At 57.7% G+C, this 11,756-nt stretch carries 13 protein-coding genes; 4 read left to right on the forward strand and 9 right to left on the reverse strand.

Going from position 1 to position 11,756, the window contains the following annotated elements; all coding sequences use genetic code 11:
• Nucleotides 1–77 precede the first annotated feature (77 nt).
• The 7 genes from ACUTQW_RS08620 to ACUTQW_RS08650 all read right to left on the reverse strand — a co-directional run bounded on the left by ACUTQW_RS08620 (nucleotide 78) and on the right by ACUTQW_RS08650 (nucleotide 6,956).
• Nucleotides 78–854: an MBL fold metallo-hydrolase gene (locus ACUTQW_RS08620; protein WP_006326267.1), complete on the reverse strand. Its 777-nt coding sequence runs from the start codon at nucleotides 852–854 to the stop codon at nucleotides 78–80.
• A 187-nt stretch (nucleotides 855–1,041) separates the two neighbouring features.
• The gene (locus ACUTQW_RS08625; protein WP_020439294.1) at nucleotides 1,042–1,959 is read right to left on the reverse strand and encodes a DMT family transporter; all 918 of its coding nucleotides are present in this window, start codon (nucleotides 1,957–1,959) and stop codon (nucleotides 1,042–1,044) included.
• 94 nt (nucleotides 1,960–2,053) lie between these two features.
• Nucleotides 2,054–3,454, reverse strand: a complete 1,401-nt coding sequence (locus tag ACUTQW_RS08630) for an amino acid permease (RefSeq protein ID WP_037433110.1) — start codon at nucleotides 3,452–3,454, stop codon at nucleotides 2,054–2,056.
• 18 nt (nucleotides 3,455–3,472) lie between these two features.
• Nucleotides 3,473–4,660 carry an amino acid aminotransferase gene (locus ACUTQW_RS08635; RefSeq protein WP_006326270.1) on the reverse strand — a complete coding sequence of 396 codons (1,188 nt, stop codon included), beginning with the start codon at nucleotides 4,658–4,660 and terminating at the stop codon, nucleotides 3,473–3,475.
• A gap of 60 nt (nucleotides 4,661–4,720) precedes the next feature.
• Entirely contained in the window at nucleotides 4,721–5,092 is a 372-nt protein-coding gene (locus tag ACUTQW_RS08640; protein ID WP_006326271.1) for a RidA family protein, read from the reverse strand.
• 3 nt (nucleotides 5,093–5,095) lie between these two features.
• A complete protein-coding gene (locus tag ACUTQW_RS08645; RefSeq protein ID WP_006326278.1) occupies nucleotides 5,096–5,890 on the reverse strand; it encodes an alpha/beta hydrolase in 795 nt (264 codons plus the stop codon).
• Nucleotides 5,891–6,056: 166 nt separating this feature from the next.
• Entirely contained in the window at nucleotides 6,057–6,956 is a 900-nt protein-coding gene (locus tag ACUTQW_RS08650) for a LysR family transcriptional regulator (protein ID WP_064799883.1), read from the reverse strand.
• A 98-nt stretch (nucleotides 6,957–7,054) separates the two neighbouring features.
• On the opposite strand from ACUTQW_RS08650, the gene ACUTQW_RS08655 reads away from it, so the two are divergent.
• Entirely contained in the window at nucleotides 7,055–7,672 is a 618-nt protein-coding gene (locus tag ACUTQW_RS08655) for a glutathione S-transferase family protein (RefSeq protein ID WP_064799882.1), read from the forward strand.
• Nucleotides 7,673–7,677: 5 nt separating this feature from the next.
• Entirely contained in the window at nucleotides 7,678–8,592 is a 915-nt protein-coding gene (locus tag ACUTQW_RS08660; RefSeq protein WP_064799881.1) for a pyridoxamine 5'-phosphate oxidase family protein, read from the forward strand.
• A 47-nt stretch (nucleotides 8,593–8,639) separates the two neighbouring features.
• Here the strand turns inward: ACUTQW_RS08660 and ACUTQW_RS08665 are convergent, their stop codons facing one another.
• On the reverse strand, nucleotides 8,640–8,855 hold the full coding sequence (locus ACUTQW_RS08665; RefSeq protein ID WP_037433119.1) for a glycogen synthase: 216 nt from the start codon (nucleotides 8,853–8,855) through the stop codon (nucleotides 8,640–8,642).
• Nucleotides 8,856–9,045: 190 nt separating this feature from the next.
• Here ACUTQW_RS08665 and gabD point away from each other — a divergent pair, with 190 nt between their 5' ends.
• Together gabD and ACUTQW_RS08675 are read left to right on the forward strand one after the other, a co-directional pair.
• Complete coding sequence (gabD, locus tag ACUTQW_RS08670; protein ID WP_004946385.1) at nucleotides 9,046–10,521, forward strand: NADP-dependent succinate-semialdehyde dehydrogenase; 1,476 nt, start codon at nucleotides 9,046–9,048, stop codon at nucleotides 10,519–10,521.
• A gap of 99 nt (nucleotides 10,522–10,620) precedes the next feature.
• Nucleotides 10,621–10,989, forward strand: a complete 369-nt coding sequence (locus ACUTQW_RS08675) for a glyoxalase superfamily protein (protein ID WP_020439298.1) — start codon at nucleotides 10,621–10,623, stop codon at nucleotides 10,987–10,989.
• A 63-nt stretch (nucleotides 10,990–11,052) separates the two neighbouring features.
• Here the strand turns inward: ACUTQW_RS08675 and ACUTQW_RS08680 are convergent, their stop codons facing one another.
• The gene (locus tag ACUTQW_RS08680) at nucleotides 11,053–11,448 is read right to left on the reverse strand and encodes a (R)-mandelonitrile lyase (protein WP_006326302.1); all 396 of its coding nucleotides are present in this window, start codon (nucleotides 11,446–11,448) and stop codon (nucleotides 11,053–11,055) included.
• Nucleotides 11,449–11,756 lie beyond the last annotated feature (308 nt).

Consider the following 11,756-nt stretch of genomic DNA (forward strand, 5'->3'; position numbering starts at 1 on the left):
TATTTTGTTTACCGGCACACCGCGCCCCCCTTTTCAGCATCAAAGGGCGTTGCGCGGTTACTGGGCCGAGAATGTTATCAGAACGTACAGGTTTCACCGTCTGCCGGGATCAGCACGCTGTCCTGAATACCTTTTTCAATGGCATACTCGCGCAGCTCATCACGGCTAAGGATACAGTGGTTAACGGCTTCCATGTGGGAGGCCACGATCATAGCCTGCGGCATAAGCTCATGCGTACGCAGCACATCTTCTTTACCCATAATAATCGCGCCGATCCCGTCAACCTGAGCAAAACCGGTATTTAACACCACCACATCAGGCTTCCAGACGCTCAGGCTGTCCACGTAAGGCTTAACCCAGACGGTATCGCCTGCAATATATAACGTTTTTTCATCGGCGTGCTTGAATACCAGACCACAGGCATCACCCAGCCGAGCAGCGATATCGGGATTAGCATAAGCCTCATCGCTTCCGTGCTGACCGCCAGTTTTGATAATGGTCATGCCCGCAAACTCATTGCTGTCTTCAAGAACGCGCACATTACTGAAACCCTGAGCGCGGATCAATTCGGCATCGCTGTCGTTTTGAGTCAGGATGAGGCTATCTTTTGCCACTTTATCCTGTGCGGCTTCATCCCAGTGATCCCTATGAGTATGGGTCACAATGATGGCATCGACATTCAGCAGTACATCAATCGATAGCGGTAGCGCCACCAGAGGATTACGCAGATGAGAACGCGCCGTACCGGCAAAACCGTCCCAAGCCTCTTTGTCAGACAGCATAGGGTCAATCAGAAATTTAGTACCGGCGTATTCAAGCAACAGCGTGGCATTGCGAATTTGGGTCAGTTTCATGCTTTCGGCTCCGAATGGGGGTCGTCTCGACAGGTCGAATGCGGGTTGCTCGGCAATCAAGCACTCTGCTGTAGGTAGAGAAGCCAGTATAGGGAGTACCTGAAAAGAAGGTGAGTAGCCCGAAGGCCAAATAGCGGTGAAATCGGGTCAACCCTCTCGTCCGGCATGGGGCATGACCTGGCCGGATTTAGCGCGAAAAACGCTTGGCGCCGAACACGCAAACCACGACGCCGGCCATCACCGCGATCATCGAAGGCTGGACGGTTTCATGCAGCACCAGCCCCGCCAGCGCCAGGCCAAAGAACGGTTGCAGCAATTGCAGTTGCCCCACCGCGGCAATACCGCCCTGCGCCAGGCCGCGATACCAGAAAATAAAACCTATCCACATGCTGAACAGCGAAATATAACCCAGCGCGAACCAGGCCCCGGCGCTCACCCCTGTCCAGGCTGCGGGTGCCGTCCAGGCCGCGACCGCCGCCGCCAGCGGCAACGCGATCACCAGCGCCCAGGAGATCACCTGCCAGCCGCCAAGCCGGCGCGACAGCACCGCCCCTTCGGCATAGCCCAATCCGCAAAGCAGCACCGCGACCACCATCAGCGCATCACCTGCCCAGGAACCGCCAGAACCCTGGCTCAGTGCGAAAGCGCCAACCAACAGGCCGCCTACCAGCGAAAAGCCCCAGAAGGCCGCTCTCGGGCGCTCCCCGCCGCGCAAAACGCCGAAACAGGCCGTCGCCAGCGGCAGCAGGCCGATGTAAACCATTGAATGCGCCGAGGTGGTGTGTTGCAAGGCTAATGCCGTCAGCAACGGAAAACCGATCACCACCCCGACGGCGACAAAAATCAGCGGCGCAATATCAGCGCGCCGAGGCCAACGCTGGCGCATCAACAACAGCGCGCTCAGGGCCAGCAGCGCGGCAATCGTCGCCCTCATCGCCGTCAGGAATACCGGATCAAACTCCAGCACCGCCACCCGGGTGGCGGGCAAGGAGCCGCTGAAAATCAACATCCCCAAAAAACCGTTGACCCAACCCTGCGCCGAACGCGTGGCGCCAGCATGCACTCCGCCAACCTTAACCCCGGTTTTTGCTGTCTGACTTGTCATTCCAATAAGGCTCCACACGCTTCAAAGAGGGGTCATTCTCCGGATAAAGTGGTTTATTGCCAGAGCCACATAGACACATTTTCAACAGACCGGTTTACTCTGCGCCCGTCGTTTCCACCCGGCCCGGCACGGGCTGGTGACGGCTATAGAAGAAATAGACCGCCGCCAGCAGCAAAGTGAACGGAATGCCAAACCACAGCGTCATTTTGAAAAACTCGGTGAACGCCGTCGAGATCAGCAACGCGGCCATCAACCCGGCCCCTGCCAGCGTAGTGTACGGGAAGCCCCACATGCGGAATTTCAGGTGGGTTTTGCGGTGCCGGCGGCGGAAAAACAGATGAGTGACAAAGATCATCAACCAGGTGAAGCAGGCGCCATACACCGAGATCGACATCATGGCGGCGAACGATTTTTCCGGATAAACCAGGCTCAGCACGATCGACACCACAATGCCGATACAGGACATTGCCAGCGCGCTCACCGGTATGCCGCGTTGGCTGACGCGGCCCAGCGCAGCGGGAGCCTGCCCGGCGCGGGAAAGTGAAAACATCATGCGGGTGGTGATGTACAGTTGGCTGTTCATCGCCGACAGCGCGGCCACCAGTACGATGAAGTTGAAGATACCGGCAGCGGCGGGCAGATGGATCACGTTCATCGCCACCAGGAACGGGCTTTCGCCGGTACCGGACTGCCGCCAGGGTACGATCGCCAGCATCAGCGCAATCGACAGCATGTAAAAGATGAACAACCGCAAAATGGTGCCCTTGAAGGCGGTTTTGACCGCAATCACCGGGTTTTTGGCTTCCCCGGCGGCCACCGCAATCATCTCAATGCTCAGGTAACTGAAAATGGAGACGATCACCGCGAACCACATGCCTTTGACGCCAAACGGGAAGAAGCCGCCGTTGTCGGTAAAGTTTTTAAAGCCAAAGGCTGGGTTGGTGGAAAAGGCCAAGATGCCGATGCCAATGGCGATAAAGGCTGCAATCGCCACCACCTTGATGGTCGACAGCGCATACTCCACCTGGCCGAACGACTTGACGCCAATCACATTGATGGCGATCACCGCCGCAGAAAACAGCAGCACCCAGGGCCAGATTGGCGTGCCGGGGAACCAGAACTGCATGTACATGCCGATGGCGGTCACTTCGGTGCCTACCGCCAGCACCACGCAAGACCAATAGGAATAGCGCACCAAAAAACCGAACAGCGGGCTGATATAAAACTCGGCGTAGTCGCCAAAAGAACCGGGCGTCGGGTGTTCGGATGTCATCTCCGCCAGACATCCCATCAGTAATAAAGCCACCACGCCGCCGATAAAATAGCTCAGCAACACGCTGGGGCCGGCCATTTGTATGGCGTAGGCGCTGCCGAGAAACAGCCCGGTGCCGATCGCGCCGCCTATCGCCAGCATCGACATCTGCCCGGCGGTGAGCTGCTTTTTCAACCCGCCCTGCCGCCGGGCTATTTCGTCAAAACCTTTCATCTCTTTCATGGCAATGTCCTACCTTGTTCACACAGCGCGGGTGACGTCCAGAATGGCGGCAGTAACGTAATCGACATTATTTTGGTTCAGGCCAGGCAGGCACATGCGGCCGGGCGCGACCAGATAAATGGCATACTCTTGCCGCAGCCGGGCAAGTTGCTGTTGGTTCAGCCCGGTATAGCTGAACATGCCTTTCTGATCGCGGATGCGACGGTGATCCAGCCGTGAACCGCCCTGCTCCAGCCCTGCGGCCAGAATTTGGCGCATCTGCTTAATGCGCTGGCGCATACCGGCCAGTTCACTCTCCCACTGATGCCGCAGCGCCGCGTCCGCCAACAGGGTCTCCACAATTCGGCTGCCGTGGGTCGGCGGGCAGGAGTAGCTGCGACGGATCAGCGTTTTCAGAGCGCCCTTCACGTTCACCGCGCTTTGCGGGCTGCCACAGCGCACCGACAAGCCCCCCAACCGCTGGCCGTACAGCGCGACATTTTTAGAAAACGAGTTGGCGACCAAAAATTCCAGATCGGTTTTCAGCGCCTCCTTCAACGCAAAACCATCTTCTGCCAGGCCGTCGCCAAACCCCTGATAAGCGATATCGAAGAACGGCAGCAACCGGCGGCGTTGCAGCACCTCGATCGTGGCGCGCCACTGCGCCTGAGTGAGATCGGTGCCGGTCGGGTTGTGGCAACAAGGGTGCAGCAGCACCACGCTGCCTTCCGGCAGGCTGGCGAGCGTATCGAGCATGGCGTCAAAACGCAGACCCCCGCTGGCCTCATCAAAGTACGGATAGGTGTGAACCTTCAGCCCGGCCCCCTCGAAGATGGCCCAATGGTTGGCCCAGGTCGGGTCAGATACCCAGATATCGCGGCGGGACAAATAGTGGTGGATAAAGTCCGCCGCCAGCTTCAAGGCGCCGGAGCCGCCGAGGGTCTGTACCGTGGCGATAGCGGAGGTCTCCTGTTCGCCAAACAACAAGCTTTGCACCTGTTGGGTAAACAGCGGCGAACCTTCTATCGGCGGGTAACCGTGGGGAGTGCGCTGTTCAAGCAAGCGCCGTTCGGCCGCTTCAACCGCCTGCATCAACGGGATCCTGCCCTGCTGATCATAATAAAGACCAATACCCAGATTCACTTTCTGCGTATTTTCATCCTGTAAATAAGCTTCCATCAACGACATAATAGGATCGGGCGCAGACGCGCCGATATGATTAAACATAGCGATACCTTAATTCATTATTTAATGAATTTACTGGTGAAGGTGATAATTAAATGCGACTCAGGCCATGGCGCTGACGGTTATTTCTATTTTCATTCCCGGCACTACCAATTTATCGACAATCACGGTTGAGCGATTGGGGTAAGGATAATTAAAGTATTTTTTATAAATCTCATCGAGCAATTTAACGTCATTCACATCGGTGAGATAAACAATCACCTGCAATACGTTATCGCTGTGGCTATTGGCCGCTTTCAGCGTTTGCGCCAGATTATCGAACGTCAGGGTAATCTGGCTTTCCGGCGCACCGGTTTCAATACTGCCGTCTGGCCTGACCGGGCCGTGGGCAGTGAACAACATGCCCCCGCCTTTGGTGGCCCAGGAAAAGGGTTGCCCAATCTCCGGCAGGCCGGTATCAACGATGCTGCGCATGGTTTATTTCCCCGTGGTGATTAACTGCCGGATCAGCGCCCCGTCAGCGGCGAACAGCTGATCCAGTACGTTGTAATGATTGGCTCCCGCTACGGCAACCAGCTCAGCCGGCAGGTTTTTCTCCCGCAGCGCAGCGTAATAATGAAGCGACTGCCCTATCAGCTCCGGCAGCTCGGCTGCACCGTAAAACAGCGTCATGGGTTTTAGCTGTTCAGGAATATGGCGCGCCGGACTCAGCTGCGTGATTTGCCGCCGGGTCAGTTGCAATTGCCGATTTACGTAAGTGCTTAACAGCGGTTCCAGTTCAAAAATGCCGCTGATGGGCAATACTGCGTCAACAACCGCATGCTGTTGCCAATAACTGGCCAAATGCCCGCCGGCGGAATGGCCGCACAAATAGACCGGCGCGTTTTTTTGCGCTGCCAGCCGCAGTTCAATGGCATCCAGCGCCGTGCCGATTTGCCGGCAAATATCCTCCAGTGTCGCCACCGGCGCCAACGTATATTCCAGCAACACCACGTCAAAGCCCAGCGCCAATGGCACCTCGGCAATAAAAGCGAAGTCGTCTTTACGGCAAAATTGCCAATAACCGCCGTGAATAAATATTAATGTTCCTTTAGAGGGCGCATCGGAATATAACCAATCAAAAACTTCCCGTTCCGAATAACCATAGGCAATATTAAGTTCGCTGCGTACTTTCTGATAAACGGCCTGACTGCGGGTTTGAAATGAGTTCAGGATCTCATCTTCATTGTCTACCGTCGAACCGTTATCGTAACTTCCCGGGACAAGTTTCATATATTAAACTTCGTTTATTATTTAAGATAAGATATGCGTTAACTATTAGCACCGGCCAAAATATTGTCAAGAAGGGAACCGCAGCAATGCGTGCGCGGTAAAATAAATCTTATTTTTGCGCCAAATAAGTTTAACCAGTGAAACTTATCGGTATTGATTCGCCGGTTTATGCCGGCTGAATTTGCGCCAACCGGCTTAATTCTTGCCAGGCGTAGTCCCAGAAGGTACGCACCTTCAACGGCATGCGCTGCACGTTCTGCGCCACCAGTTGCACCGGCATCGGCAAGGGTTCATACGCCGGCAGCAAACGCACCAGCGTGCCCGCCGCCAGATCGTCCGCCACCTGATACGACAATAATCGGGCGATGCCCTTGCCCGCCCGCACCGCCAGCAGTTGGGTTTCCACCTCGTTGATCAACAGCCTGGGCGTCAGCCGTACCCGCTCGCCATTTTCCTGCGGGCCAAAACGCCATTCGCGCAGCGACGCACGTTGGGTACCGACAATGGTATCGTGATCGGTCAACTGCGCCGGGTGTTTCGGTTCACCGCGCCGCGCCAGATAAGCCGGGCTGGCGACCGTGACCCGCGACACCTGCCCCAACCGGCGCGCCACCCGGGAAGAATCCTGCTGATGACCAATACGCACCGCCACATCCAGCCCTTCGTCGATCAAATCCAGGTTGCGATCGTTGAGCACCATTTCAATCTGCATCTGCGGATAGCGGTCAAGAAACGCCATCACCAGCGGCGCCACGTGTTTGCGCCCGAACTGCACCGGCGAGGTGACGCGCAACATGCCGGAGAGCTGGCTGTCCGCCGTGTCCAGCACCGCCGAGTCATAGTCATGCAGCAGCAGGCGCGCACGCTCCGCCAGCCGCAAACCCGCCTCGGTCGGAGCCAGCCGCCGGGTGGTTCGCTCCACCAAGCGGGCACCAAAACGCTGCTCCAGCGAGGCAATCGCACGGGTGATCGCCGGCGCGGAACGCCGCAGCTTGCGCCCGGCCGCAGCCAGGCTGCCGTGCTGAATCACCGCCACAAAGATAGCCAGTTCGTCCAACCTATCCATAGATTCTTCCAAAATGTGAAATTATCAATTTCTACATTGCCGGATTCCGCTCGCTGCCCGCAAGAGTATGCTGATAAAAATTATTCAGGAGCCTCATTATGCAAACCCTCAAACTGTACGGTACCCCGCTTTCCGGCCACGTTCATCGCGTGGCGTTGCTGCTGCGTATGCTTGACCTGCCCTACGAATTTATCGAGGCTCCCGCCGGCGTGCGCCAGAGCGAGGCTTTCCGCCGCCTCAATCCGCTTGGCCAAATCCCGGTGCTGGTGGATGGCGACTTGGCGCTCGCCGACAGCAACGCCATTTTGGTGTATCTGGTCAAACGCTACGCGCCGGGCAGCCACTGGCTACCGGAAACCCCGCAGGCTTCGGCGCAGGTGCAAGTATGGTTGTCCAAAGCTGCCGGAGAGGTCCGCTACGGCCCGGCCTCCAGCAGGCTGATCGCCCAATTTTCCGCTCCGGAGGATTATCAGGCTGCGCTGGCGATCGCGGCGCGCTTCCTGTCGCAGATGGAACAGCATCTGGCGGAACGTGATTTTCTGGCGACGGAACACGCCACCATCGGTGATTTGGCCTGCTACAGTTACGTGGCAGTAGCGCCGGAAGGCGGCATCTCGCTGGCGCCCTATCCGGCGATCCGGCGTTGGGTTGCGCGCATCGCCGCTCTGCCTGGTTTCTTCGCCATGCCGGCGCTGCCGGAACCCACCGCGAGGTAACGCTGATGACACAGCCGCTGTTCCACCCCGATGAAGTACGCGCCCAGGCATTGGCCGGTTTTGACCGCGTGGGCGCAGGTATTTATGCCGCCATGCCCGACCAGCACCGCGAGTTTTTCGCCGCGCTGCCCTACCTGTTCGTCGCCACGCTGGACGATCAGGGCTGGCCGGTCGCTACGCTGTTCAGCGGCCCGCCCGGTTTTCTGCGCACGCCGGATGACACCCACCTGCGGATCAGCGCGCCGCGCCGCAACGACGATCCGGCGCAGGCCGCATTGCAAAGCGGCAAACTGGTTGGCGCGTTGGGGCTGGATTTCAGCAACCGCAGGCGCAACCGCGCCAACGGCGTGATTGGCCGCACCGACAAGAACCGCATTGAAATCGAGGTCCGGCAAAGCTTTGGCAACTGCCCGCAATATATCCAGCGGCGCGAGCTTTACCCGGTGGCCGCTGAATCTGCGCCGATTGAATATCTTCCTGTGTTGGATGCTGGTGCGCAGGCGCTGATCCGGCGGGCGGACACCTTTTTCGTCGCCAGTTGCGCTCACACCGGGCTGGCGCAGGGCGGCATGGATATGTCGCACCGTGGCGGCAAGCCGGGGTTTATCCATCTGGCGGACAACCGCCTGTGGATCCCGGACTTTCGCGGCAACCGCTATATGAACACCCTCGGTAATCTGCTGGCCCAACCCCGGGCGGCGCTGTTGTTTGTCGATTTCGACAATGGCGATATTTTGCATCTGCAAGGGGAAACGCAGATCCTCTGGCAAACGGATATCGACCACGGGGTGGAGGGGGCGGAACGTTACTGGCGGTTTGATATGCACAGTGCGTGGCGCTTCCCGCAGGCTTTGCCCTGGCGCGGCCGCAACCTGGAATACTCCCCGGCCACGCTGAACACCGGGGTGTGGCCGGTGTAAATCGCCATAAAAAACCCCGCGTTGGCGGGGTCGGGTTCAATGAGGATTTATAGGCTGTGTTCCGCCATCGAGGTGGCCTGATAAAGCTGGCGAAAATAGTTCAGGCGCTCGAAAAACAAACGACTTTGCGAATCCGACATATTACCGGCCACCTTGCCGGCGTCGATTTCGCGTCCCTGCCACTCCATCAGCGCAATGCTGGAAGCGAGAAAATCCATGTTGCTGCTGTAAGCCGCAAGGTGCCGATTCACTGAATTTACCATTCTGCACACTCCTTTTTGTTATCTCGAAAAGGGTCATATGCTCACTGAGTTCAGTATCGTCCCGGCGACGACTGTTTTTTGTACAGAAGGTGCGCATGGCAGCAAATGGATGCGAAAAAGTTTGCTAGGGTAAAGAGGACTATTTGGGACAGGCCATACTGTTTGGAATTCTGAAAAAGGAAGATAACCGATGAGCACGACCTTCTCCGCCACCCTCAAAGATCCCGCGCTATTTCGCGAAGCAAACTACATCGATGGGCAATGGCTGCAGGCCAAAGACGGGCAAACCATCAAGATCCATAACCCGGCCACCGGCGAGTTGGTCGGCCAGGTGCCGGCCTTTGGCGCCGAAGAAACCGCACAGGCGATAGCCGCCGCCAAAAAAGCCCAGCCGGCCTGGCGCGCGCTGACCGCCAAAGAGCGTGCCGGCAAGCTGCGCCGCCTGTTCGAACTGATGATGGAACACCAGGACGATCTGGCGCGCATCATGACCGCAGAACAGGGCAAACCTCTGGCCGAAAGCCGCGGTGAGATTGCCTATGCGGCTTCGTTTATCGAGTGGTTCGCCGAAGAGGGAAAACGCGTTTACGGCGACACCATTCCGCAAAACCTGCCCGGCCGGCGCATTATCGTGCAAAAAGAACCCATCGGGGTATTTGCCGCCATTACGCCGTGGAATTTCCCGGCGGCGATGATCACCCGCAAAGCCGGCCCCGGCTGGGCCGCGGGATGCACCGGGGTGATCCGCCCCGCCAGCCAGACCCCGTTCTCGGCGCTGGCGATTGCAGTGCTGGCCGAACGCGCCGGTTTACCGGCGGGCGTCTGCAACGTGATTACCGGGCCCAGCAAAGCGATCGGCGGCGAACTGACCGCGAACCCGGACGTACGCAAGCTCTCCTTTACCGGCAGCACAGAGGTAGGCGCGCAGTTGCTGGCGCAGTGTGCGCCCACCATCAAAAAGACCAGCATGGAACTGGGTGGCAACGCGCCCTTTATCGTGTTTGACGATGCCGATCTGGACGCCGCCGTCGCCGGGGCGGTAGCCTCCAAATACCGTAATGCCGGCCAGACCTGCGTGTGCACCAATCGCTTTCTGGTGCAGGACGGCGTCTACGACGCTTTTGCGGAAAAGCTGAAAACCGCGGTGGCGAAGCTGAAAGTGGGCAATGGCATGGACGAGGGCGTCACTATCGGCCCATTGATTAACCGGGAGGCGGTGGAAAAAGTCAGCGAGCATATCGCCGATGCCGTGAAACGCGGTGCTTCGGTGCTGCTGGGTGGCCAACCCCATGCACTGGGCAATAACTTTTATACGCCGACCATCCTGACCGACGTACCGAGGCAGGCCAAAATTTTCCATGAGGAAACCTTTGGCCCGGTGGCGCCCTTGATCCGTTTTGAGCACGAAGCCGAAGCCATCGAACTGGCGAACGACACGCCGTTCGGCCTGGCCTCGTACTTCTACAGCCGCGACATCGGCCGGGTGATGCGCGTGGCCGAAGCGCTGGAATACGGCATTGTCGGCATCAATGAAGGGCTGATCTCTACCGAGGTCGCCCCCTTTGGCGGGGTTAAAAACTCCGGCCTGGGGCGCGAAGGATCGAAGTACGGCATCGAAGATTATCTCGAGATCAAATATCTGTGCCTTGGCGGGCTGGATATCTGAATCTGTCGCCGGCCCCCGCAAGGGGGCTGAGCGCTGGCTAATCCGCTGCCATTTCTGCTAATTTTGCTTTCCCGTCAGGGGGCTTACAAGGACTCTCACATGGAACTCTCCGCCGCCATTCCCATTATCCGTATCTTCTCGGTCGAAAAAGCCAAAGAATTTTATCTGGATTTTCTCGGCTTCACGCTGGATTGGGAGCACCGCTTTAGCGAAGACCTGCCGCTTTATGCCCAGATATCGCGCTCAGGTCTGACCCTGCATCTCAGCGAGCATTACGGCGACAGTACGCCCGGCTCAGCGGTGTTTATTCCGACCCGCGATATCGATGCCCTGCAGCAGGAGTTAATGGCGAAACAGTACCGTTACGCCCGTCCGGGGGTTGAAACCCTTGACTGGGGAAGACAGTTGAACCTCACCGATCCCTTCGGCAATTGCCTGCGCTTTTGCGAGCAAGCCGACAATGCGTAACCGCCGTTAAACAGGCGTTTATCGCTTCAGCACGCGGGCAATTCGCCGGTAATACCGCCGCTCTTATTGCCGGTATTGCTCGTCGCTAACCTTCTCCATCCAGTCAACCGGGCTGCCGTTGAGGGATTCGGCAATCGCGATATGGGTCATGGCCGTTTCCGGGGTAGCGCCGTGCCAATGCTTGACCCCTTCGGGGATCCAAACGATATCGCCCTGATTCATCTCCTGGATTGGGTCGCCCCACACCTGGATCCAGCCGCGCCCCTGGGTGACGATCAACGTCTGCCCCAGCGGATGGGTATGCCAGGCGGTGCGGGCACCGGGTTCGAAGGTCACGGTGGCGCCGCCCACGCGGGCCGGTTCAGTACCGGCAAAAGGCGCATCAATCCGTACTTGGCCGGTAAAGTAATCCTCGGGACCCGGCCGGGATGGCAGGGAACCGCTGCGTTGAATTTTCAATTTTTCCTCCGTTTCGGCAATGGCTGCCGGTGCTGACATGGACAAGATAAGGGTAGACGCTGCGAGTCATTTCACTGACTGCTCCCGTTAAGATAGCGCGAAAGAGAAAGATAACGCCGCACCGCTACCGGGACTAGATAGCAAAATACGCAAGGACCTATGAGTTGAATTCATGAGTGATCGGGTGTGATGGCACGGACAAGCATATACAAAGGATTTGAGGTTCAATCGCGCGTGCAACAAACCACAATAAGAACATAGTTTGCTGTTTTTATTGATTTAACTGCTCTCAATTTAAAAGGGTCCCA

Source organism: Serratia sp. TSA_7 (genome assembly GCF_052692135.1).